This is a genomic window from Streptomyces sp. NPDC005266, assembly GCF_040607655.1.
GTDB lineage: Bacteria > Actinomycetota > Actinomycetes > Streptomycetales > Streptomycetaceae > Streptomyces.
In genome coordinates, this window is the sequence record NZ_JBEXHC010000005.1 from 297,752 (window position 1) to 319,994 (window position 22,243).

Below are 22,243 nucleotides of genomic sequence, written 5' to 3' on the forward strand. Positions count from 1 at the left end.
CATGACGCAGACCACAACGGCCGACGCCGCGACCACCACCGCTTCGCTGACCGCGCCCGATCCGCTGACCATCGCCGGGACCGAGTTCACCTCCCGCCTGATCATGGGCACGGGCGGCGCGCCCAGCCTGGAGATCCTGGAGCACTCGCTCCTCGCCTCCGGCACCGAGCTGACCACCGTCGCGATGCGGCGGCTCGACCCCACGGTGCGGGGCTCGGTGCTCTCCGTACTGGACCGGCACGGTATCCGGCCCCTGCCCAATACGGCGGGCTGTTTCACCGCCGGAGAGGCCGTCCTGACCGCCCGCCTCGCCCGCGAGGCCCTCGGCACGGACTGGGTGAAGCTGGAGGTCGTCGCGGACGAGCGCACCCTGCTCCCCGACCCCATCGAGCTCCTGGACGCCGCCGAGATCCTCGTCGACGACGGCTTCACCGTCCTGCCCTATACGAACGACGACCCGGTCCTGGCCCGCAAGCTCGAAGACGTCGGCTGCGCCGCGATCATGCCGCTGGGCTCCCCCATCGGCTCCGGACTGGGCATCCGCAATCCGCACAACTTCCAGCTGATCACCGAGCGGGCCACGGTGCCGGTGATCCTGGACGCGGGGGCGGGCACGGCCTCGGACGTCGCGCTCGCCATGGAGCTGGGGTGCGCGGCGGTGATGCTCGCCTCCGCCGTGACCCGGGCACAGGAGCCGGTGCTGATGGCGGGGGCGATGCGGAGTGCCGTGGAGGCGGGGCGGCTGGCGTACCGGGCGGGGCGGATCCCCCGCCGCCACTTCGCTCACGCGTCCACCCCGACCGAGGGCCTGCCGGCCCTCGACCCGGAGCGTCCGGCGTTCACCTAGCCGGATGGGCTCGCCGTCCTCGCCGGAGGCACCGGCTTGTCCTCGCCGGATGGGCTCGCTGCCCTCGCCGGAGGCACCGGCCCGTCCTCGCCGGAGGGGCTCGCTGCCCTCGCCGGAGGCACCGGCCTGTCCTCGCCAGAGGGGCCGGCTGCCCTCGCCGGATGGGCTGGACTTTCCCTACCGTGGGAGGCGGAGGTGGTCTCCATGCAGGTGGCCGACCGGATCGAGCGGGAGATCTACGTACGGGCGCCGCTGGACCGGGTGTGGCGGGTCCTGACCACGCCCGAGCACATCCGCTCCTGGTACGCCCCGGCCGGCTGCGAGATCGACCCGCACCCCGGCGGGACCCTCCGCTTCCGCTGGGATGAGCACGGAGAGTTCCACGGCAAGGTCGAGAGGGCGATCCCCGACACCCTCTTCCGCTTCCGGCTGGCCCATGAGCCCGATCACGCTCCGCAGGCTCCCGACCACGCCACCCTCGTCGAGTTTTCGCTCTCCTGGGAGGGCGAGGGCACCCGCCTCCGGCTCACCGAGAGCGGTATCCAGGCCCTGGCAGTCCCCGATGAGGCCAAGGCCAGGCATGCCTCGTCCGCCACCCTCGCCTGGACCTCCGCGCTGGAGGAGCTGGCCGCGATCGCCGCCGCGTCGCACAACTGACGCAACTGACGCACCGGTGTCACTGTTCGGTCGCAGTACCGGTCCCACCTGGGGCGGCCGGTCCTGCCCCGGGGCCATGGCTCGTAGACTGCCGTCGTGGATACGACCCTCCAGGACCCCCTCGTCGGGCAGGTGCTCGACGGCCGCTACCGCGTCGAGGCGCGCATCGCCGTGGGCGGGATGGCGACGGTCTACCGGACCGTCGACACCCGACTCGACCGCGTGCTCGCCCTGAAGGTGATGCACCAGAGCCTCGCGACCGACGCCGCCTTCGTCGAGCGCTTCATCCGCGAGGCCAAGTCCGTCGCCAGGCTCGCGCACGCCAACGTGGTCGGCGTCTACGACCAGGGGACGGACGGGCCGCACGTCTACCTCGCCATGGAGTACGTCGCGGGGTGCACGCTGCGTGATGTGCTGCGCGAGCGCGGCGCCCTGCAGCCGCGCGCCGCGCTGGACATCCTGGAGCCGGTGCTGGCCGCCCTGGGGGCGGCCCACCTCGCTGGGTTCGTGCACCGCGACATGAAGCCGGAGAACGTACTCATCGGGGACGACGGCCGGGTCAAGGTCGCCGACTTCGGGCTGGTCCGGGCGGTGGACACCAACACCAGCGCCTCCACCGGCACTGTCCTGGGCACCGTGTCGTATCTGGCGCCCGAGCAGATCGAGCACGGCACGGCCGACACCCGCGCGGATGTCTACGCGTGCGGCGTCGTGCTCTACGAGATGCTGACCGGCTCCAAGCCGCACGGCGGCAGCACCCCGGCGCAGGTCCTCTACCGGCACCTCAACGAGGACGTCCCGCCGCCGTCCGGCGCCGCGCCCGAGGTCGCCCCGGAGCTGGACGCGTTGGTCGTGTCCGCCACCGCGCGCGATGTGGAGCTGCGCCCCGCCGACGCCGTCGCGCTGCTCGGCCATGCCCGCGCGGCCCGTGCCGCGCTGACCGACGCGCAGCTGGACGCGATGCCGCCGCAGGCCAGGGAGGACGTCTCGGGCGGCTCGGAGGACCGTACGACGGTGATCCCGCGCCCCGCGACCGCCGCTGACCAGCAGCTGAACCACACCAGCCGGCTGGAGCTGCCCCCTGACCGCCCGGCGCCGCGGCGCACGGGGCGCACCGGGCGCCGCGGGCCGCGCCGCCCGGTGCTGCTGGTGGTGGCCGCCGTACTGCTGGTGCTCGGCATCGGCGCCGGGGTCTGGTACATCAACTCCGGGCAGTTCACCGAGGTGCCGCCGGTTCTGCGGAAGACCCAGGCGGAGGCGGAGAAGAAGCTGCACGGCGCCGGTCTGGAGGTGAAGGTCGTCTCGGAGTTCAGCGATGTCGTGCCCAAGGGCAAGGTCATCGATTCCAAGCCCGGCGCCGGTGAGCGCATCCGCGACACGGGCACCGTGACCATCCGGGTCTCCCAGGGTCCGCCCCGGGCCGAGGTGCCCAATGTGGTGGGCAGGCCGCTGGCCGAGGCGAAGCGGAAGATCGCGGACGCGGGTCTCTCGGTGGGCAAGGTGACGCGTAGCTTCAGCAGTGAGACGCCTCAGGGCACGGTACTGTCCACCAGCCCCGACTCCGGCTCCGTGCGCCGCCCGGACACCGCCGTGTCGATCGTCGTCAGCAAGGGCCGGCGGCTCGACATCCCCGATGTCGTGGGCGACTCGGTCGAGGAGGCCCGGTCCACGCTGCGTGACGGGGGCTTCAAGGTGAAGCTCGCGCAGCAGCGGGTGTTCTCGGAGGAGGACAAGGGCTCGATCGCCGAGCAGTCCCCCTCGGGCGGCCAGGGCGCCGAGGGCGACACGGTGACGCTGACGGTCTCCAAGGGCCGCCAGATGATCGAGGTGCCGGATGTCGAGGGCATGAGCGTGGACGACGCGAAGGCCGAGCTGGAGTCGGCGGGCTTCGAGGTCGACGTCGACAAGCCGCTGCTGTTCTCCGGGGACAAGGTGAAGGACCAGTCGGTGGACGCCGGGGAGAAGGCGCCCAAGGGGAGCACGATCACGATCAAGGTCAAGGGCGGCGTCTTCTGACGGGACGGGTCACCGTCACCCGAAGCTGACCCGCTCCAGCCAGAAGTCGAGCAGCTTCTCGTCGCCGAGGATCTCGATGTCCTCACCGCGGGCCGGGCGCCGCTTGTAGATGAGCAGCAGCAGCTCGGTCAGCGGTCCGCGCACCGCGACCGCCGCCTTCTCGTGTGCGCGGCGCCAGACGATGGCGTCGCCGGTGAGGTCGGCCACCCACTCCGCCGCCGCCTCGGGGGCGGTGTCGGTGGCGTGGAAGTGGAGAGTGCGGCCGGGGCCGAGCAGTTCGCGCATCCAGGGGTGGGTCTCGAAGTGCATCGGCAGTGAGCCGAGCTCCATCCACTCGTCGAGGGCGTCGAGGGCGACCTCCTGGTCGACGGTGTACTCGGCGCCGAGCGCCAGCGTCGCGTCGGCCCGGTGGACGACCGTCTCGTGGGTGAAGCGGCGCGCGTAGAAGTCCGTGGCTCCCTCGGGGGCCGGGACCGGCGCCCACAGCTCCAGGCCCGTCCCGGCCTCGCGCAGCGTCTCCGCCAGCCGCTCGGCGCCTTCGGACAACCAGGGGGCGACCACGGCCGGGTCCTCGTCGGCGTACGGGGACAGGTCGCGGAAGTGCGCCTCGGGGGCGGGCCCCGTCGCCCGGGTCCGCACCATCTCCTCGGCCCAGCGCTGGGTGCCGCCGAGGTGGCGCAGCAGCTGGCCGAGGTTCCAGCCGGGGCACGAGTCCACGGGGACCGTCAGGTCCGCGCCCTCGATCGTGGACCGCAGCAGCTCGGTCTGCGCGACGATCTCGGAACAGCGGCGCTCATAGCTCAGCAGAGTCATGTACGTCACAGTAGGGGCGACCACCGGCACCGCGGGCGGCCGTGCCCGCCTGGGATCCTGTACTTGTGAGTACGCACCGCAACCGCAACCCCATCGGCGGCCATGTCCGCGTCGCCGGCGGCCTGGCCACCGTCGGGCTGGCCCATGCCGAGGAGATCGGCGCCGAGGCCGTCCAGGTCTTCGTCACCAATCCCCGCGGCTGGGCCACCCCGCTCGGGACCCCGGCCCAGGACGAGGCGTTCCGCGCCGCCTGCGCAGAGAAGTCCATACCGGCGTATGTCCATGCCCCGTATCTGATCAACTTCGGCTCGCACACCCCGGCCACCGCCGAGCGCTCCGTGGAGTCCCTGCGCCATTCGCTGCGGCGCGGCCGGGACATCGGGGCGCTCGGCGTCGTCGTCCACACCGGCTCCGCGACCGGCGGGCGCGAGCGGGCGACGGCGATCGCCCAGGTGCGTGAGCGGATGCTGCCGCTGCTGGACGAGCTGACCCATGAGGACGACCCCTGGCTGCTGCTGGAGCCGACGGCCGGACAGGGCACCTCGCTGTGCGCGCTGATGGAGGATCTCGGCCCGTACTTCGAGGCGCTGGACCGCCACCCCCGGCTGGGCGTCTGCCTCGACACGTGCCATGTCTTCGCGGCGGGCCACGACCTCGCCGACTCGGGCGGGATGAAGGCGACGCTGGACGAGCTGGTGACGGTGGCGGGTGCGGGCCGGCTGAAGCTGATCCACGCCAACGACTCCAAGGACGTCGTCGGGGCCCATAAGGACCGCCACGCCAATATCGGTGCCGGGCATATCGGGGCGGAGCCGTTCCGTGAGCTGTTCACGCATCCGGCGACGGAGGGGGTGCCGCTGGTGATCGAGACCCCGGGCGGTACGCAGGGGCACGCGGCGGATGTGGCCCGGCTCAAGGAGTTGCGCGCCGGGGTGGCGTAGGGGCGCGCCCGGCGCATTGAGGAATACCCCCTGGAGGTACAGGGTTCCCCCGTCGAGGGAACGGTGACGACCCTGGGGGTATGGACATGCGGCAGCATGAGCACACGCACGGCGCACCCGCACCCGCCTCGGCCACATGGCCCATGGCCGCTCAGGCCACCATGCACTGCCTCACCGGCTGCGCCATCGGCGAGATCGTGGGCATGGCCATCGGCACGGCCCTCTCCTGGCACAACGCCCCGACCATGGCCCTGGCGATCGCGCTCGCCTTCGTCTTCGGCTATTCGCTGACGATGCGAGGGGTGCTGCGGGCGGGGCTCGATCTGCGGAGTGCGGTGCGGGTGGCGCTGGCCGCCGATACGGTGTCGATCCTGATCATGGAGATCGTCGACAACGCGACGATCCTGGCCTTCCCGGGCGCGATGGACGCGACGCTCTCGGACGCGCTCTTCTGGGGCAGCCTGGCGTTGTCGTTCCTGGTGGCCTTCGTCGTCACGACGCCGGTCAACAAGTGGATGATCGGGAAGGGCAAGGGCCACGCGGTGGTGCACCAGTACCACTGATGCGACGACTGATACGACGGCCCGGGAGCGCCCTAGAACTCCGGGCCCTCGCCCGGTTCCTCCTGGTAGGAGTAGCGCTGCTCGGTCCAGGGGTCGCCGACGTTGTGGTAGCCGCGCTCCTCCCAGAAGCCGCGGCGGTCAGCCCTCATGTACTCCACGCCCCGGACCCATTTCGGCCCCTTCCAGGCGTAGAGGTGCGGTACGACCAGCCGCACCGGAAATCCGTGCTCCGCCGTCAGCGGCTCGCCGTCCTTGTGCGTGGCGAAAATCGTCGTCTCCGCCGTGAAGTCCGACAGCCGCAGATTCGAGCTGAAGCCGTATTCCGCCCACACCATCACATGCGTGACATCGGGCGCCGGCGGGGCCAAGGCCACCAGCTCGCCGGCCGCTACCCCGCCCCATTCGGCGTCGAGCATGCTGAATTTCGTAACGCAGTGCAGATCGGCCACGAGCGTCGAGTACGGCAGAGCCGAGAACTCCTCATGCGTCCAGCAGTGCTTTTCGCCGTCCGCCGTGGCACCGAAGACGCGGAACTCCCACCGGTCCGGCCTGAACTTCGGGACCGGCCCATAGTGCGTAACCGGCCAACCGCGCTGCAGTCGCTGCCCCGGAGGCAGCTTCGCGAGCTCCCCCGCGCGGCTTTCCGACTGGCTCATGACTTCCATGGTCTCAGACCGACGGGGGTGGTCATGACCAGGGCATCAACACTCCGGGGCAACTCGCACTAAGCGTGCACTTACTGGACGCCCTACCAGGGGCGATGCGACGATGCGCGGAACCTGCCGTTCCCATTCGGATGGAAGGAGCCCCTCCGATGCAGGGCGACCCCGAGGTCCTCGAGTTCCTCAACGAGCAGCTGACCGGCGAGCTGACGGCGATCAATCAGTACTTTCTGCACTCGAAGATGCAGGACAACTTCGGATGGACCCGGCTGGCGCAATACACCCGGTCGGAGTCGTTCGATGAGATGAAGCACGCGGAGCTGTTGACCGACCGGATTCTGCTCCTGGACGGCCTGCCCAATTACCAGCGGCTCTTCCATGTCCGCCTGGGCCAGACGGTCACGGAGATGTTCCAGGCCGACCGGCAGGTGGAGGTCGAGGCCATCGACCGCCTCAAGCGGGGCATCGAGCTGATGCGGTCCAAGGGAGACATCACCTCGGCCAATATCTTCGAGGACATCCTGGCCGACGAGGAACTGCACATCGACTATCTCGACACCCAGCTCGCGCTGATCGAGAAGCTTGGTGAGCCGCTCTACATCGCCCAGCAGATCGAGCAGCCGGGCGACTGACTGATCAGAGCCACTGATCAGGCGGCCTCGGCGGAGACGGTGGCCGCGGCGGTCGTCGTGGACGTGGACGTCGCCGTCGCCAGGACGACCGGGTCAAGCGCCGCCTCGCGCCGCGGGCACGCACCGCGCCCCAGCAGCGCCTGGATCTTCCGTACGCACGATCCGCAGTCCGTGCCGGCCTTGCAGGCACCGGCGATCTGGCGCGGGGTGCACGCGCCCTTTTCTGCGTGATCGCGCACCTGCTTCTCGGTGATGCCGAAGCATGAGCAGACGTACACGGACTCTCCAGCGTTGCCGTTGATCAGTGAGGTAACCCTTACCTTACTCGCCGAGCTGGACCCATACAACGCAGTGGGGCGCGGATCCCTGTGATCCGCGCCCCACCTGCGTAAACAATCTTTACTGGTCCCGGTACATCTCCGCCACCAGGAACGCCAGGTCCAGCGACTGGCTCCGGTTCAGCCGCGGGTCACACGCCGTCTCGTAACGCTGGTGCAGATCGTCGACGAAGATCTCGTCGCCGCCGCCCACGCACTCCGTGACATCGTCGCCGGTCAGCTCCACATGGATGCCGCCCGGATGCGTACCGAGCTCCTTGTGGACCTCGAAGAAGCCCTTGACCTCGTCCAGCACGTCATCGAAGCGGCGCGTCTTGTGCCCGGACGCCGCCTCGAAGGTGTTGCCGTGCATCGGGTCACAGATCCACGCGACCTGCGCCCCGGACGCCGTCACCTTCTCCACCAGGTCGGGCAGCTTGTCGCGGACCTTGTCCGCGCCCATCCGCGTGATGAAGGTCAGCCGGCCCGGCTCCCGGTCCGGGTCGATCCGCTCGATCAGCGTCAGCGCCTCTTCCGGCGTCGTCGTCGGGCCGAGCTTCACGCCCACGGGGTTACGGATCTTCGACGCGAACTCGATGTGCGCCCCGTCCAGCTGCCGGGTCCGCTCACCGATCCACACCATGTGCCCGGACACGTCGTACAGATCGCCGGTCCGCGAGTCCGTACGAGTCATCGCCGTCTCGTAGTCGAGGACCAGCGCCTCGTGCGACGAGAAGAACTCCACCGTCTTGAACTCCTCCGGGTCCACCCCGCAGGCGTTCATGAAGTTCAGCGCCCGGTCGATCTCGCGCGCCAGCGCCTCGTAGCGCTGACCCGACGGCGACGACTTCACGAAGTCCTGATTCCAGGCGTGCACCTGGCGCAGGTCCGCGTAGCCACCGGTGGTGAAGGCCCGCACCAGGTTCAGCGTGGACGCCGACGCCTGGTACATCCGCTTCAGCCGCTGCGGATCCGGGATCCGCGCCTCCGCCGTGAACTCGAACCCGTTGACGGAGTCACCGCGGTACGTCGGCAGGGTCACCCCGTCGCGGGTCTCGGTCGGCTTCGAGCGCGGCTTGCTGTACTGACCGGCGATCCGGCCCACCTTCACCACCGGGACGGACCCGGCGTAGGTCAGCACGGCGCCCATCTGGAGGAGCGTCTTGAGCTTGTTACGGATCTGTTCGGCACTGACACCGTCGAAGGCCTCGGCGCAGTCCCCGCCCTGCAGCAGAAACGCCTCACCCCGCGCGACGGCTCCCAGGCGGTGCCGCAGCGCGTCGCACTCGCCCGCGAAGACGAGCGGCGGATAGGACTCGAGCTCAGCGATTACCTCGCGCAGAGCCGCTTGGTCCGGCCAGTCAGGCTGCTGCGCCGCGGGAAGAGACTGCCAGGTGTGGCCACCGGCGTCGTGGGTTTCAGCGTTCACGGTCACCCGGTCAAGGTTACGGGGTCCCTACCGTGGTCCATCCCGCCGCCCAAGGGGTGAGACGCCCGCCGTCACCCCTTGAGCTCGAACCAGACCCGTTTCCCCGGCCTGCCGGGCGTCTGCTCCACGCCCCACGCGTCCGTGATCAGCTCCACCAGCGCCAGCCCGCGGCCCTGCTCGTCCCAGGGCCCGGCGGCTGCTTTCGCGGGCAGGCCGGGCCAGGTGTCCCCCACCTCCACGCGCAGCTTGCCCTGCTCCGCGAGGAGGAGGGCGGTGCAGGTGCGGTCGGGTACGTGCCGGATCACGTTCGCGAGGAGCTCGGTCATCGCCAGCTCGGCGGGCTCGGAGAGGTGAGGCATGTCCCACGTGGCCAGGAAGACGCGGAGGAGGCGGCGGAGGTGGCGGGCGGCGTGCGGGGACATGGCGGTCAGGGTGAGGTGGTACTGCGGCGGGGGGTACGCGATGTCTTTGTTCACGCCACAAGGGTGGATCCAGTCGATTACCGTCGGCTACGACGCGAACACAACGCGCTGGTCGTTGGCTGTGCTGATCCAGGGAGCCGCCCGTGCCGAACATCCGAAAGTTGGATCCCACCAGGTCTCCGATGCACTACCTCGGGACGGAACTGCGCCGGTATCGAGAATCAGCGGGGCTCACACAGAGCGAGCTCGGCGAGAGGGTCTACTGCACGGGATCACTCATCGGTCAGTACGAGACGGCTGCCAAGATCCCGACCCCGGACACTACGGCGCGGCTGGATACGGCGCTGGGCACGAATGGGGCGTTGCTGCGGCTGCTGAAGATGGCGCTGAGCTTCCAAGTACCGCTGGGCATCAAGCAGTATGCCGAGCTGGAAGCCCAAGCCTCCCAGAAGTTCGTTTTCGAGCTGGCAACGGTGAACGGCCTGCTACAGACCGAGGAGTACGCGCGAGCTGTACTCGGCGTGCTCCGCAAGGACAACCTCGACTCGCGGGTGGCGAACCGAATGGAGCGCCAGCGCGCCCTGGAGCGGGCCAACCCGCTACTGCTTTGGGCGGTCTTAGGCGAGGCTGCCCTACACCAAGAGGTCGGCGGCCGGGAAGTGATGCGCAACCAACTGGCTCACCTGTTGAGCTTCCGCGACCACGCGTGGGTGCACATCCAAGTACTGCCGTACACGGCTGGAGCGCACGCGGGCACTCCAGGCGCATTCACGCTCTTCCGCTTCGAAAACGGCCCGGACCTCGCTTACAACGAGGACTACATCTCGGGCCACTTGCACGCCAACCCGCAGGATGTCATCGCCCTTACCCTTCGTTACGCTCACCTTCAGGCTGCCGCGCTGTCCGTACAGGACTCGGCTGACCTGATCGCCGAGGTGATGGAGGAACGCTATGGAGTGCAACCCTGAGCCGACCGAGGCACGGTGGCGCAAGTCCAGCTACAGCAGCGACATAGGCAACGAATGCGTGGAGTGCGCCGCACTCGGCGGCGCCACGTGGCGCAAGTCCAGCTACAGCAGTGACACCGGCGGCCATTGCGTCGAGGTGGCCGCAATACCCATCCACCAGGTGGCCATCCGGGACTCCAAGAACCCTTACGGCCCCACCCTGCTGCTCTCCCCCGCCGCCTTCGCCGACTTCGTAGCCGCGACCGCAAGCGGCAAGCTCTGACCACAGCACCGCGTTAAAGCAGAAGCATCCTGCGACGGCCCGGGGCGGGCCCGCGCCGTCGCGGCCCGCCGTCCGGCCTCAGATGTCCATGTAGTCTGTCCCGCTTTTACAGTCGGCCTCGGCCTGCTTGAGGGCTGCCTTCAGCGCTTCCAGTGCCGGAACCGACGCCGCCAATGAGGCACGCTGCTCCTCAGTGAGCGTGGCGAGCGCCTTGGCGAGCATCTCCCCCCAGGCGTTCTCGATCAGAGCCATGCCCTGTTCCGCCTTGAGTGTGGGCTTCAACCGGGTAATCCGCCGGTCGTTCGGACCCTTCTGCCTCTCCAGCATGCCGGCGTTGACCCGACCGCACGGTTGCGCTCACGTTGCTGGCACGCAGTCCCAGATCGCGCGCCAGTTCCTCCACCGTCACCCCCGGCTCGGCGTGGACACCCCTCGCAGGGGCACCGTGGGCTTGACCTTCGAGTCGTATCGAAGGTTTACGGTCGGCGGTATGAGCGCGATGCGGATCTCCCAGCTCGCCGAACGCGTCGGCGTTCCGGCGACCACGCTGCGGTTCTACGAGACGTCCGGGCTGCTGCCCGCCGACAGGACCGCTTCCGGCTACCGCCTCTACGGCGAAGACGCCGTAGAACGGCTGGCGTTCATCGGGGCAGCCAAGCACCTCGGGCTGCCGCTGGAGGAGATCGCCGAGCTGCTGTCGGTATGGGAGTCAGGGGCCTGCCGAGAGGTGAAGGCCGACCTCCGGCCGCGGATCGCCTCCCGCCTGGCTGCGGCCGAGGAGCGGACAGCGGAGCTCGCGGCGTTCACCGCGACCCTGCGCGCCGCGCTTGAACACCTGGACGCGCTGCCGGACCGGACCGGTAAGTGCGACCCACAATGCGGCTTCCTCACCCCCATCAAGCCCACTACCGGGCAGCCAGCCGCCTCCCGGCCAGGCCCGGGACCGGTGGATGTGGCGCTGGCCCCCAGCCGCCATACGGCCGGGGAAGAGGCCGAACGGTGGCGCACGGCCCCGGTAGCGTGCTCGCTGACCGGCGAGCGGATGGCCGAGCGCGTCGCGGCCTGGCGCCAAGCCCTTACCGGCGTCCGCCGCCGCGAGATCCCCGAAGGGCTGCGCCTGACACTGCCGGCCTCGCGCACGGCGGCGGTCGCCGAACTGGCGGCGGCCGAGCAAGGCTGCTGCGCGTTCTTCGACTTCCGTCTCCACATCGACGGCCCTGACCTCCACTTGGAGGTGCGCGCCCCGGCCGAGGGAGCCGGCCTGCTGGCCGAGCTGTTCGCCGACGCCGCCTGCCCCGTCCCGACCCCGCCCGCCTCCTGCCTGCCCTGGCCTGCTTGAAGGACCCGCTGTGCTCGTCGCCCGCTCCGTCGCCCTGTTCGTCGTCGCCGCCCTGTTCGAGATCGGGGGTGCCTGGCTGGTCTGGCAGGGCATCCGCGAACACCGCGGCTGGATCTGGATCGGCGCCGGCGTTATCGCGCTCGGCCTGTACGGAGTGGTGGCCACCTTCCAGTCGGATGACAACTTCGGCCGCATCCTGGCCGCCTACGGCGGCATCTTCGTCGCCGGATCGATCGCCTGGGGCATGATCGTCGACGGCTACCGCCCCGACCGGTTCGACGTCATAGGCGCCGCGATCTGCCTGGCGGGCATGGCGGTGATCATGTACGCCCCACGCGGAGACTGACCGCCCACAAGCGCGAAGCGGGCCCCACACCGGGGCCCGCTCGGGTTCAAGATCATGCGCTTAGCACTCATGGCTGCTCCGTTGCACCGAGGCCGTACGCGAGGGCGGAGCGCTGGGGACGGTCGGACGCAGGGGGCGCGGCGCCTGCGCCGCGCCCCCCCCGTCTCGTCCTACTGGCCGAGCTTCTCCATGCAGAGGGTGAACTGCGCCCTGCCCCTGCGGGTCACCTGGTATTGGCTGTCTCCGTCGTCGCAGGTGTGGTCAAGGGCGTACCGTTCCTTCACCTTGTAGTCCGCCGTACTGGCACCGCAGTCGACGATGGAGAGGTCCGGGGCGCTCTCGGAGCCCTTGTTCTGCATGCAGTCGCCGACATCGGCGACGGCCGCGCTGGTGGTGTCCTTGTGCTCGGGGCCGGTGGTGTTGCCGCGGCTCGTGTAGTACCAGACGCCGGCGATGATGAGGGCCAGCGGGATCGCGATGATCCGGGCCTTGGTCTGACGGCTGAGCGTGCGCGTGGACACGATGAATTCCCCCGTGCTGTGGTGTGTTTCGCGCATCAACGGGATGCGCGCCCCCGTAAGTTAGCCTCCGTCAGCGGCATCGCAAAATGCGAGGTCAGGCCGTCGCACAAGAGCGGTTGAGTCCGACATCGGCACCCTTTGGGCATATCCCGCCCCGCGGGCGCCCGGCACCTACGCTGATTCCATGACGACGTACGACGTATGGGTGCGGGTGAACAGCGACACGTCCGGCAGCCGGATGGTGCGCGCCGACACCGTCGAGCAGGTCAGGTGGGACCAGAAAACGCCCCAGCACCTGATCCTGACCCTCAACAACGGTGACGAAGTGCGTCAGGACGTACCGCCCGGCGTGCCGCACGAAGGCCCCGATCTCGCCGAGCACCTGGTGCGCGCGATGGTGAGGGCTGCCGAGCGGCCCGGTGGCCAGACGCTGGTCCTGGAGGTGGACGAGAACACCGGAGACGTCGGGTGGGTCCGCACCCCCCTGGCCGACAAGCCCTGGAAAGGCTGAGCCGACGATCAGGTCAGCTCCCGCCCCCTGGCACAAGGGAATTCCGGCATACTGGGCGTACAGCTCGGGAGGTGGTGCGGCATGGCCCACATCAGCATTCACGTGGACGATGAGTGGCTAAAGATTCTGGCGGCGCGGGTGTCTGGCTACAGCCCCGAGCACACGGTGCTATCCGTGCTCCGGCTAGCCAAGGAGCAGGCCGTGCGTGACGCGCTCGACTACAACGAGCAGCATGGCGCCCACCTGCCCATAGAGGAGGCCGTCGAGGCAGCGGCGAGCGAGAGCAGGAGCGCAGCGCTTCAACGGATTCGTGAGATGAGTGCCGAGGGCGCGTTCGAAGAGCGGCCGGACGCCGCACGTGGAGCAGCGTGAACAACGAGCGTTTCTTAATCGACACCTCAGCCTTCCACCGCCTGCACCACAAGGCCGCGCACGACTGGGATTCGGTCGTGGCTGCTGGCCGTGTGCACATGTGCGACTACACCCGGCTGGAGGTGCTCTACTCGGCCCGGTCCGTCCGTCACGGCAATGACCTGCAGGTCCAGCTCGACAAGTTCCCATGGGTGCCGTTGCCTGATCAGGTCGCCGATCGAGCCGCGACGGTACAGATGCTGATGTTGCGGCGAGGCACACACCGTAGTGCTGGTCCTGTCGATCTCCTAACTGCAGCGGTCGCGGAACTCTGCGGGCTGATCCTGCTCCATTACGACAGGGACTTGGACACGCTCGCAGACATCACGGAGCAGCCGACGCGCTGGATCGCCGACCCCGGCTCACTCGACTGAGCCACACATCCAGGGGCTGAGGTATGGTTCCAGGCATGTTCGCGCGACTGACCATGACCTGGTGGTGGACCGCTCATCCGGCGGCCCACTGAATCGCGCGCACTCATAGATCTCGCGAAGGCCGCCCGAGGGGCGGCCTTCGGCGTTTGCGCGGGCCGTTCCTCCTTCCGGAAGGAACCCACCGCAATGCGAAACGAGACGCCCCCAGACACATCCGCCGTCATCGCACGTCTGCTCTCCGACGACGCCCCGCCCTTCGCCCTGCTGCACCGCCGTACCCCCGGGCACGCGCCGGACACCGTCGAGGTGCTGGTCGGGCCGGTCACCGAGGAGGACCGCCTGACCGATATCGCGCTGCCGACCGGGGCGCCCGAAAGCAACAAGGCGGTGAGCGACGCCCTGGCGCTTGTGCCGTTCCGGCAGATCCGGGAGCGGGGCTTCGACGTACGGGACGACGGGACGCCGCTGGCCGTGCTGCGGCCGGAGGAGTCGTACGAGCTGCCGCTCGCCGAGGTACTGGAGGCGCTGCCCGCGCATGACGTGGCGGTGGAGGGCGGGGCCTTCGACGTGGACGACGACGCGTACGCCGAGATCGTGGGCCGGGTCATCGAGGACGAGATCGGCACCGGTGAGGGGGCCAATTTCGTCATCCGGAGGACCTTCACCGGGCAGATCCCGGGCTTCGCGCGTACCGACGCGCTCGCGCTCTTCCGGCGGCTGCTGGCCGGGGAGCGGGGCGCGTACTGGACGTACGTGGTGCGGCTGGCGGACGGGCGGACGCTGGTGGGGGCCAGCCCCGAGGTGCATGTGCGGATGACGGGTGGGACGGGCGAGCGCGAAGCGCTCTCGTTCGAGGGTGATGGGAGACCGGCGGGCGGGACGGTCGTGATGAACCCGATCAGCGGGACGTACCGCTACCCCAAGGACGGCGCCAGGGCGGAAGGGCTGCTGGAGTTCCTGCACGACCGCAAGGAGGTGGAGGAGCTGTCCATGGTCGTGGACGAGGAGCTGAAGATGATGTGCACCGTCGGCGACATGGGCGGTGTGGTGATCGGGCCCCGGCTGCGGGAGATGGCGCACCTCGCGCACACCGAGTACGAGCTGCGCGGCCGCTCCTCGCTGGATGTGCGGGAGGTGCTGCGGGAGACGATGTTCGCGGCGACGGTGACGGGCTCGCCCGTGCAGAACGCCTGCCGGGTGATCGAGCGCTATGAGCCCGCCGGGCGTGGCTACTACGCGGGGGCGCTGGCGCTGATCGGGCGGGACGGCGGCGGTGCGCAGACGCTGGACTCGCCGATCCTGATCCGCACGGCCGACATCGACGGCGACGGCTCGCTGCGGGTGCCGGTCGGGGCGACGCTGGTGCGCCACTCGGATCCGCGCGGCGAGGTCGCCGAGACGCATGCGAAGGCGGCCGGGGTGCTCACCGCGCTCGGGGTGCGGCCGGCGCCCGTGCGGGAGGAGGCGCCACAGGAGCAGCCGCGGCTCGCGGACGATCCGGGGGTGCGGGCGGCGCTGGACGCGCGGCGGGCGGATCTGGCGCCGTTCTGGCTGCGGATGCAGACGGCGCAGGAGCCGGCGATCGGCGGACTGTCCGGGGAGGCGCTGGTGATCGACGCCGAGGACACCTTCACGGCGATGCTCGCGCATCTGCTGCGCACCTCGGGGCTGACCGTGACGGTGCGGCGGTACGACGAGCCGGGGGTGCGGGAGGCGGCGCTGGCGCACGAGGGGCCGGTGGTGCTCGGCCCGGGGCCGGGCGACCCGAATGACACGGCCGACCCGAAGATGCGCTTTCTGCGCAGGCTGGCCGCGGATCTGCTGGCCGGGCACCGGCATGGGCTGCTGGGGGTGTGTCTGGGGCACGAGCTGATCGCGGCCGAGCTGGGGCTGGCGATCGCCCGGAAGGACGTGCCGTTCCAGGGCGCCCAGGAGCGGATCGGCTTCTTCGGGCGCGAGGAAACGGTCGGCTTCTACAACACCTTCACCGCGCGGTGTGAGGTGGCGGCGGAGACGGAACTGGCGATGCACCGGGTGGAGCTGAGCCGGGACCCGGTGACCGGCGATGTGCACGCGCTGCGCGGGCCGGGCTTCGCCGGGGTGCAGTTCCATCCGGAGTCGGTGTTGTCGCTGAACGGCTCGGCGCTGGTGGCGGAGTTGCTGGCGGCCGTCCTGGTCTGACCGTCCTGGTCCGAGGGCGGACTGGCCCGAGGGCGGACTGATCCGAGGGCGGACTGATCCGAGGACGGACTGGCCCGAGGACGGACTGGCCCAAGGGCGGACTGGCCCAAGGGCGGACTGGCCCAAGGGCGGACTGATCCAAAGGCGGACAGGCCCAAGGCCGGACAGGCCCAAGGGCGGACAGGCCCAAGGGCGGACAGGCCCAAGGGCGGACAGGTCCAAGGGCGGACTGGCCCAAGGCCGGACGTGGCGATGGGCCGGACGCGCGGGAGGAAGCGCGCCCGGCCCATCGCCGTACTGCACCCAGACGGCGTCAGCCGAAGAAGACTTCGGCCTCGGCATAGAGCGAGGGGTCGACGGTCTTGAGGCGTGCGGTCGCCTCGGCGAGCGGGACCCGGATGACGTCGGTGCCGCGCAGCGCCACCATCTTCCCGAAGTCCTCGTCCCGGACCGCGTCGATGGCGTGCAGCCCGAAGCGGGTGGCCAGCCAGCGGTCGAAGGCGCTGGGCGTGCCGCCGCGCTGGACATGGCCGAGGACGGTGGTGCGGGCCTCCTTGCCGGTGCGCTTCTCGATCTCCTTGGCCAGCCACTCGCCGACCCCGGAGAGCCGGACATGGCCGAAGGAGTCCAGCGACTGGTCCTTGAGGACCATGTCGCCGTCCTTGGGCATCGCGCCCTCGGCGACGACCACGATCGGGGCGTACCGGATCTTGAAGCGGGACTCGATCCAGGCACAGATCTGGTCGACGTCGAAGCGCTGCTCGGGGATGAGGATGACGTTGGCGCCGCCCGCGAGCCCCGAGTGGAGGGCGATCCAGCCCGCGTGACGGCCCATCACCTCGACGACGAGGACGCGCATATGCGATTCGGCGGTGGTGTGGAGCCGGTCGATGGCCTCGGTGGCGATGTTGACGGCGGTGTCGAAACCGAAGGTGTAGTCGGTGGCGGACAGGTCGTTGTCGATGGTCTTGGGGACGCCGACGCAGCGGATGCCGTAGTCGCCCGAGAGCCGGGCGGCGACGCCGAGCGTGTCCTCGCCGCCGATCGCGATCAGCGCGTCGACCTCGTGCTTGGCGATGCTCTCCTTGACCCGGCGGATGCCGTCCTCGCTCTTGAGGGGGTTGGTACGGGACGATCCGAGGATGGTGCCGCCGCGCGGCAGGATGCCGCGCACCGCGCGGATGTCGAGGGGAACGGTGTCGTTCTCGAGAGGACCGCGCCAGCCGTCCCGGAAGCCGACGAAGTCATAGCCGTATTCCTGTACGCCCTTGCGCACCACGGCGCGGATGACCGCGTTGAGCCCGGGGCAGTCACCGCCACCGGTCAGCACTCCGACCCGCATCGTTTCTTCCCTTCTCCCGTGAAATCCCGTGATTGGGCCCGGCACGGGGCCACGCTAACGGTGATCCAGGTCACAGGGGATGGGGTGTCGGTCGATTCCCGTCCACGCCAAGGGAGTTGTTTTTGAACTTCACTCTTACGAGGGGTGAGGCGATGCCCAAACCTCACCGCCCGGTCTCAGACGTCGTCCAGGCCGCGCTCGATCGCGTAGCGCACCAGCTCCACGCGGTTGTGCAGCTGGAGCTTGCCGAGGGTGTTCTGCACATGGTTCTGCACCGTGCGATGGGAGATGACCAGCCGCTCGGCGATCTGCTTGTACGACAGCCCCTTGGCCACCAGCCGCAGCACCTCCGTCTCGCGCTCGGTGAGCTGGGGAGCGGCGGGCTGGTCGACGGCGGTGGGGGCGGGCTCGCCCGCCAGCCGCCGGTACTCGCCGAGCACCAGGCCCGCGAGACCCGGAGTGAAGACCGGATCGCCGGCCGCCGTGCGGCGCACCGCGTCCAGCAGCTCCTCGGTGCTGGCCGACTTCAGCAAATAGCCGGTGGCGCCGGACTTGACCGCCTCCAGGACGTCCGCGTGCTCACCGCTCGCGGAGAGCACCAGCACCCGCGGCTCGGGGTGGGAGCCGACGACCTCCTTGCACACCTCGACCCCGGGCAAGCCGGGGAGGTTGAGATCGAGCACCAGCACATCGGGTTCGGTGGCCTTGGCCCGGCGGACGGCCTGCGGCCCGTCCCCCGCCGTGGCCACCACATCGAATCCGGCCTCGGACAGATCGCGGGCCACGGCGTCACGCCACATGGGGTGGTCGTCGACCACCATCACCGTCACCGGGCGACCGTCGTGGCGCTCGGGCTCGGGCTCCATCATCGTGTCGTCTCCCCCTTGTCCTTCGTGCTGTTCATCAGGGCCTTGGGAGCCTTTGGCCCGGGCGCTGCCCTGGGCACCATCAGCTCCACCTCGGTGCCCTGGCCGGGCGCGGAGATCCACTCGGCGCTGCCGCCGAGGTCGCGCAGCCGCCCCCGAATGGACAGGGCCACCCCGAGACGCCCCTCCGCCTCGGCGTCCGCGAGCCGGCCCTCGGGGATGCCGGGGCCGTCGTCCCGTACGGTCACCATCACCGCGTCCGGCTCGTCCTCCACCAGGATCCAGGCGTGGGCGTCGTCGCCCGCGTGGATCCGTACATTGTCCAGCGCGGCGCCGACGGCGGCGGCCAACTCCCCGGCGGCGCCCGCCGGGAGGACCACCGGGGCGCCCGGTTCGGACAGGGTGACGCGGGATCCGGCGTGCGGCGCCAGCAGGGCGCGCAGATCGCAGGGCCCGCCGCCGGTCTCCTCCGGGTCCGCCGGGACGAGCGGTCCGGGCGGTGCCGCCGTGGTCGCCGGGGTCGCCGTGGCCGCGGGCGTGTCCGGGATGTCCGTTCGGGCGTCCACGTCCGCCGCCCCCCGCGGCGGGGTCACCAGGCCGCTGGAGACCAGCGTGCGCAGCGCGATCTCCTGCTCGCCCGCCATCCGGCCCAGTTCGGCCGCCTCGCCGCCGATCGCGGCACCCCGCCGCTGCACCATGGCGAGCACCTGGAGCACGCTGTCGTGGATGTCGCGAGCCAGCCGCTCGCGTTCGCGGGTCGCCGCCTCGATGCGCAGCGCGCGGGCGAGGGTGCGCTCACTGGCGCGGGCCACCTCGACCACATAGCCGATGGCCACACTCGCCACCCAGACCAGCATCAGCATGTGGACGACGTCCTGGGCGAAGCCGCCGCGCTCGACGATGTTGGCCGCGCAGACGACGGTGGAGGCCCACGCGGCCCAGCGCCAGCCGCCCTTGATGGCGAAGCCGAGGACCGCGCCCGCCGTCCATATGGAGGGCAGGGTGGGCGTGCCGTCGGCGATCCGGTCATGGGTGTCGACGAGCGGGGTGAGCAGAATGCCGGTCACCGCGATGGAGAGGTCGCCGACCAGGAACCGCCGGGTGCAGCGCTCGGCCGAGGAGACCATGCGGAAGGTCAGCGCCGTCCACACCGTCAGCACGGCCATATAGGCGCCGGCGCCCAGCGGGTGGTGGTAGTCGCCGAAGGCGTAGACGTAGAGGCTGAGCGCGTACAGCAGCGTGAGCACGCGGTACGCGGTCAGCGCCTGCCACAGCGGCTGCTCGACGGACATGCGTACGGCGTTCTCGCGTCCGGCGCGCTCACGTCCGACGTTCTCGCGTCCGGCGCGCTCACGTCCGGCTCGCTCGCGTCCGACGCGCTCACGTCCGGAACGTTCGCGCTTGGCCTGCTGCTGGGCCACTTCCCCCCACCCCCGGCGCCGGGTCGCGTCTACGCCCCGGCCTTGTGCTTGTCCTTCTCCCTCTCGGCCTTCTCGGTCTGCTTCCGGACCGCCTCCGCCTCCGCGATCTGCTGCTTGGCTGCGGTCGCGTAGATGTCGACGTACTCCTGACCGGAGAGCTTCATGATCTCGTACATCACCTCGTCGGTCACCGAGCGCAGGATGAAGCGGTCGCCGTCCATGCCGTGGTAACGGCTGAAGTCCAGCGGCTTGCCGATCCGGATGCCGGGCCGCATCAGCTTCGGCACGATCTTGCCGGGCGGCTGGATCTTCTCGGTGTCGATCATCGCCACCGGGATCACCGGAGCGCCCGTCGCCAGCGCGACCCGGGCCAGACCGCCCGGCTTGCCCCGGTAGAGCCGGCCGTCCGGGGAGCGGGTGCCCTCGGGGTAGATCCCGAAGAGCTCACCGCGCTTGATCACCTCGATACCGGCCTTGATCGCCGCCTCGCCCGCGCCGCGCGAGCCCGAGCGGTCCACCGGGAGCTGTCCGACGCCCTTGAAGAAGGCCGCCGTCAAACGCCCCTTGACCCCCGGGGTGGTGAAGTACTCCTGCTTGGCGATGAAGGTGACCTTCCGGTCGAGCATCGCGGGCAGGAAGAACGAGTCGGAGAAGGAGAGGTGGTTGCTCGCGAGAATGGCCGGCCCCTCGGCAGGGATGTGCTCCAGCCCCTCCACCCAGGGCCGGAAGGCGAGCTTCAACGTACCGCCCACCGACAGCTTCATTGCGCCGTAGAACAACCGAGGACCTCCTGTATCCGACGAGGAGACCTTAACCTGCCTACCCGGCATGCGGCGCGCCGCGTACGCTGAGGAGCCCGATGCCCGCTTCACCACCGAACGGAGATCCGTGGTGCCGCTGCTTCCCGGAGCCGAGCCGTTCCGCCACGACGGCGGAGAGATCGGCGTCCTCGTCTGTCACGGCTTCACCGGTTCCCCCCAGTCGGTGCGCCCCTGGGCCGACCATCTGGCGGCGCGCGGTCTGACCGTCTCCCTGCCGCTGCTTCCCGGCCATGGCACGCGGTGGCAGGATCTCGCCGTCACCGGCTGGCAGGACTGGTACGCGGAGGTCGACCGGGAGTTGCGCGCGCTCGGCGAGCGCTGCGAGCGGGTCTTCGTCTGCGGTCTGTCCATGGGCGGCGCGCTCGCGCTGCGGCTGGCCGCCCAGCACGGCTCGGCGATCAGCGGCCTCGCCCTGGTCAACCCGGCCAACAAAGTGCACGACCGGGTGGCCGCCGCGCTGCCCGTCGTGCGTCATCTGGTGCCCTCCGTCAAGGGCATCGTGAGCGACATCGCCAAGCCGGGGGCGGAGGAGACGGGCTACGAGCGGGTGCCGCTGCACGCCGTGCATTCGCTGCGCCGGTTCTTCCGGGTGGTCGACGCCGAACTGCCGCAGGTCACCCAGCCGCTGCTGGTGATGCACAGCCCGCAGGACCATGTGGTGCCGCCGGCCGACTCCGAGCGCATCCTGAGCCAGGTGTCCTCGCGGGACGTCACCGAGAAGCTGCTGGGGCGCAGCTACCACGTGGCGACGCTCGACCACGACGCCGAGTTCGTCTTCGCGGAGACGGACACGTTCATCACCCGGCTGACGACGGGTAAGGGAGAGGACACGGGGACCGATCCCGGGAAGGACAGCGGGAAGGAGGGGGCGACGGCCAGTGGCTGAGCGCGATTCGAACGAGAACGAGGCGGACGCGCGGCGCGATGACGAGGCCGCGTTCGCCGAGATCGTCGCTGCGTACGGCGAGGAGCCGCCGGACCCCCCGGGCGCGGAGCGCTGGCCCGCAGCCGAGAACCTCACCGAGGAGTGGGGCCGCGACCGCCCCTCGCCGGAGGCGGACGGCGGCCTCGACGCCGTTGCCGAAGGCAAGACGGCCGAGCGGGGCGAGGGGGCCGACGACGGCAAGGCTGAGGCGGCCGACGCAGTCGGTGAATCGGCGTCCGGCGGGCTCGCCAAGCCCGACAAGCCGATCGGCAGCTTCATCGTCTACGCACCGGGCGTCGGCCCCCGCGACTGGGAGGCCCACGAACCCTCCGACGACGAGTCCGACGAGACCGACGAGGGCCACTTCATCCCGCCGGAGCCGCCGCCGCTGCCCGAGGCGGACACCACGTCCCGCTTCGCCTGGCTGGGCGTGCTCGGCGGTCCGCTGCTGCTGCTCGGCGTGGTGCTGTTCCAGGTGGAGCTGGTGTGGTGGATCACCACCCTGGGCGTCGGCGGCTTCCTGGGCGGCTTCGTCACGCTGGTGCTGCGGATGAAGGACAGCGACGAGGAGGAGGACGAGGACCCGGGGCGCGGCGCCGTCGTCTGAGCCAGTTGTCGTTTCCGGGCCCTGCTGTTCTTGTTGGCCTCGTGGGTCG

The 22,243-nt window shown here is 70.2% G+C and carries 28 protein-coding genes; 17 read left to right on the forward strand and 11 right to left on the reverse strand.

Annotation, left to right across the window (positions count from 1 at the left end):
- The first annotated feature begins 1 nt into the window (after nt 1).
- The 3 genes from ABZU99_RS12560 (at nt 2) to pknB (ending at nt 3,520) form a co-directional block, all read left to right on the forward strand.
- Nucleotides 2–847 (forward strand): thiazole synthase, encoded by an 846-nt coding sequence (locus ABZU99_RS12560; protein WP_355939266.1) that lies wholly within the window; start codon nt 2–4, stop codon nt 845–847.
- Nucleotides 848–1,051: 204 nt separating this feature from the next.
- Nucleotides 1,052–1,504, forward strand: a complete 453-nt coding sequence (locus ABZU99_RS12565; protein WP_355939263.1) for an SRPBCC domain-containing protein — start codon at nt 1,052–1,054, stop codon at nt 1,502–1,504.
- Between the two features lie 96 nt (nt 1,505–1,600).
- Nucleotides 1,601–3,520, forward strand: a complete 1,920-nt coding sequence (pknB, locus tag ABZU99_RS12570) for a Stk1 family PASTA domain-containing Ser/Thr kinase (RefSeq protein ID WP_356046767.1) — start codon at nt 1,601–1,603, stop codon at nt 3,518–3,520.
- 15 nt (nt 3,521–3,535) lie between these two features.
- Here pknB and ABZU99_RS12575 read toward each other — a convergent pair whose 3' ends face one another.
- Nucleotides 3,536–4,333 carry a maleylpyruvate isomerase family mycothiol-dependent enzyme gene (locus tag ABZU99_RS12575; RefSeq protein ID WP_356046765.1) on the reverse strand — a complete coding sequence of 266 codons (798 nt, stop codon included), beginning with the start codon at nt 4,331–4,333 and terminating at the stop codon, nt 3,536–3,538.
- Nucleotides 4,334–4,398: 65 nt separating this feature from the next.
- On the opposite strand from ABZU99_RS12575, the gene ABZU99_RS12580 reads away from it, so the two are divergent.
- Nucleotides 4,399–5,274 (forward strand): deoxyribonuclease IV, encoded by an 876-nt coding sequence (locus tag ABZU99_RS12580; protein WP_356046763.1) that lies wholly within the window; start codon nt 4,399–4,401, stop codon nt 5,272–5,274.
- 86 nt (nt 5,275–5,360) lie between these two features.
- Entirely contained in the window at nt 5,361–5,837 is a 477-nt protein-coding gene (locus ABZU99_RS12585) for a DUF4396 domain-containing protein (RefSeq protein ID WP_356046864.1), read from the forward strand.
- Between the two features lie 32 nt (nt 5,838–5,869).
- On the opposite strand, the gene ABZU99_RS12590 is transcribed toward ABZU99_RS12585, so the two are convergent.
- Nucleotides 5,870–6,493 (reverse strand): sulfite oxidase-like oxidoreductase, encoded by a 624-nt coding sequence (locus ABZU99_RS12590; protein WP_355939252.1) that lies wholly within the window; start codon nt 6,491–6,493, stop codon nt 5,870–5,872.
- Between the two features lie 158 nt (nt 6,494–6,651).
- On the opposite strand from ABZU99_RS12590, the gene bfr reads away from it, so the two are divergent.
- Nucleotides 6,652–7,131 carry a bacterioferritin gene (bfr, locus tag ABZU99_RS12595; protein ID WP_355939250.1) on the forward strand — a complete coding sequence of 160 codons (480 nt, stop codon included), beginning with the start codon at nt 6,652–6,654 and terminating at the stop codon, nt 7,129–7,131.
- Nucleotides 7,132–7,148: 17 nt separating this feature from the next.
- On the opposite strand, the gene ABZU99_RS12600 is transcribed toward bfr, so the two are convergent.
- The 3 genes from ABZU99_RS12600 to ABZU99_RS12610 form a co-directional block, all read right to left on the reverse strand.
- Complete coding sequence (locus ABZU99_RS12600) at nt 7,149–7,409, reverse strand: (2Fe-2S)-binding protein (RefSeq protein WP_356046760.1); 261 nt, start codon at nt 7,407–7,409, stop codon at nt 7,149–7,151.
- A 121-nt stretch (nt 7,410–7,530) separates the two neighbouring features.
- The gene (locus ABZU99_RS12605; protein ID WP_355939244.1) at nt 7,531–8,883 is read right to left on the reverse strand and encodes a class II 3-deoxy-7-phosphoheptulonate synthase; all 1,353 of its coding nucleotides are present in this window, start codon (nt 8,881–8,883) and stop codon (nt 7,531–7,533) included.
- 65 nt (nt 8,884–8,948) lie between these two features.
- The gene (locus tag ABZU99_RS12610; RefSeq protein ID WP_355939241.1) at nt 8,949–9,353 is read right to left on the reverse strand and encodes an ATP-binding protein; all 405 of its coding nucleotides are present in this window, start codon (nt 9,351–9,353) and stop codon (nt 8,949–8,951) included.
- 89 nt (nt 9,354–9,442) lie between these two features.
- On the opposite strand from ABZU99_RS12610, the gene ABZU99_RS12615 reads away from it, so the two are divergent.
- The gene (locus ABZU99_RS12615) at nt 9,443–10,267 is read left to right on the forward strand and encodes a helix-turn-helix transcriptional regulator (protein ID WP_356046758.1); all 825 of its coding nucleotides are present in this window, start codon (nt 9,443–9,445) and stop codon (nt 10,265–10,267) included.
- Entirely contained in the window at nt 10,251–10,529 is a 279-nt protein-coding gene (locus ABZU99_RS12620; protein ID WP_356046756.1) for a DUF397 domain-containing protein, read from the forward strand. Before ABZU99_RS12615 ends, ABZU99_RS12620 begins: the two co-directional genes overlap by 17 nt.
- 78 nt (nt 10,530–10,607) lie before the next feature.
- Here ABZU99_RS12620 and ABZU99_RS12625 read toward each other — a convergent pair whose 3' ends face one another.
- Nucleotides 10,608–10,856, reverse strand: coding sequence for a hypothetical protein (locus ABZU99_RS12625; RefSeq protein WP_355939229.1), 249 nt, complete (start codon nt 10,854–10,856; stop codon nt 10,608–10,610).
- A gap of 163 nt (nt 10,857–11,019) precedes the next feature.
- On the opposite strand from ABZU99_RS12625, the gene ABZU99_RS12630 reads away from it, so the two are divergent.
- Nucleotides 11,020–11,868 carry a MerR family transcriptional regulator gene (locus tag ABZU99_RS12630; protein WP_355939226.1) on the forward strand — a complete coding sequence of 283 codons (849 nt, stop codon included), beginning with the start codon at nt 11,020–11,022 and terminating at the stop codon, nt 11,866–11,868.
- Between the two features lie 10 nt (nt 11,869–11,878).
- Entirely contained in the window at nt 11,879–12,214 is a 336-nt protein-coding gene (locus ABZU99_RS12635; RefSeq protein ID WP_355939223.1) for a YnfA family protein, read from the forward strand.
- 170 nt (nt 12,215–12,384) lie between these two features.
- On the opposite strand, the gene ABZU99_RS12640 is transcribed toward ABZU99_RS12635, so the two are convergent.
- Nucleotides 12,385–12,735, reverse strand: a complete 351-nt coding sequence (locus tag ABZU99_RS12640; protein ID WP_355939220.1) for a hypothetical protein — start codon at nt 12,733–12,735, stop codon at nt 12,385–12,387.
- A gap of 184 nt (nt 12,736–12,919) precedes the next feature.
- On the opposite strand from ABZU99_RS12640, the gene ABZU99_RS12645 reads away from it, so the two are divergent.
- From ABZU99_RS12645 to ABZU99_RS12665, 5 genes are all read left to right on the forward strand, one after another.
- On the forward strand, nt 12,920–13,246 hold the full coding sequence (locus ABZU99_RS12645; protein ID WP_356046989.1) for a hypothetical protein: 327 nt from the start codon (nt 12,920–12,922) through the stop codon (nt 13,244–13,246).
- A gap of 81 nt (nt 13,247–13,327) precedes the next feature.
- Nucleotides 13,328–13,618 (forward strand): hypothetical protein, encoded by a 291-nt coding sequence (locus ABZU99_RS12650; RefSeq protein ID WP_355939214.1) that lies wholly within the window; start codon nt 13,328–13,330, stop codon nt 13,616–13,618.
- Nucleotides 13,615–14,031, forward strand: coding sequence for a PIN domain nuclease (locus ABZU99_RS12655; RefSeq protein WP_355939211.1), 417 nt, complete (start codon nt 13,615–13,617; stop codon nt 14,029–14,031). The genes ABZU99_RS12650 and ABZU99_RS12655 overlap by 4 nt, the downstream gene beginning before the upstream one ends.
- 35 nt (nt 14,032–14,066) lie before the next feature.
- Nucleotides 14,067–14,123: a trp operon leader peptide gene (locus ABZU99_RS12660; RefSeq protein ID WP_106516695.1), complete on the forward strand. Its 57-nt coding sequence runs from the start codon at nt 14,067–14,069 to the stop codon at nt 14,121–14,123.
- A gap of 94 nt (nt 14,124–14,217) precedes the next feature.
- On the forward strand, nt 14,218–16,212 hold the full coding sequence (locus ABZU99_RS12665) for an anthranilate synthase family protein (RefSeq protein WP_355939208.1): 1,995 nt from the start codon (nt 14,218–14,220) through the stop codon (nt 16,210–16,212).
- Between the two features lie 313 nt (nt 16,213–16,525).
- Here the strand turns inward: ABZU99_RS12665 and ABZU99_RS12670 are convergent, their stop codons facing one another.
- The 4 genes from ABZU99_RS12670 to ABZU99_RS12685 all read right to left on the reverse strand — a co-directional run bounded on the left by ABZU99_RS12670 (nt 16,526) and on the right by ABZU99_RS12685 (nt 20,605).
- Complete coding sequence (locus ABZU99_RS12670; RefSeq protein WP_355939205.1) at nt 16,526–17,554, reverse strand: 6-phosphofructokinase; 1,029 nt, start codon at nt 17,552–17,554, stop codon at nt 16,526–16,528.
- A gap of 176 nt (nt 17,555–17,730) precedes the next feature.
- The gene (locus ABZU99_RS12675; RefSeq protein WP_355939202.1) at nt 17,731–18,423 is read right to left on the reverse strand and encodes a response regulator transcription factor; all 693 of its coding nucleotides are present in this window, start codon (nt 18,421–18,423) and stop codon (nt 17,731–17,733) included.
- On the reverse strand, nt 18,420–19,712 hold the full coding sequence (locus ABZU99_RS12680; protein WP_356047002.1) for a DUF5931 domain-containing protein: 1,293 nt from the start codon (nt 19,710–19,712) through the stop codon (nt 18,420–18,422). Before ABZU99_RS12680 ends, ABZU99_RS12675 begins: the two co-directional genes overlap by 4 nt.
- Nucleotides 19,713–19,870: 158 nt before the next feature.
- Nucleotides 19,871–20,605 carry a lysophospholipid acyltransferase family protein gene (locus ABZU99_RS12685; protein WP_355939830.1) on the reverse strand — a complete coding sequence of 245 codons (735 nt, stop codon included), beginning with the start codon at nt 20,603–20,605 and terminating at the stop codon, nt 19,871–19,873.
- Between the two features lie 127 nt (nt 20,606–20,732).
- Here ABZU99_RS12685 and ABZU99_RS12690 point away from each other — a divergent pair, with 127 nt between their 5' ends.
- A complete protein-coding gene (locus ABZU99_RS12690) occupies nt 20,733–21,548 on the forward strand; it encodes an alpha/beta fold hydrolase (protein WP_356047000.1) in 816 nt (271 codons plus the stop codon).
- Nucleotides 21,541–22,194, forward strand: coding sequence for a hypothetical protein (locus ABZU99_RS12695; RefSeq protein WP_355939199.1), 654 nt, complete (start codon nt 21,541–21,543; stop codon nt 22,192–22,194). The genes ABZU99_RS12690 and ABZU99_RS12695 overlap by 8 nt, the downstream gene beginning before the upstream one ends.
- Nucleotides 22,195–22,243: the final 49 nt, after the last annotated feature.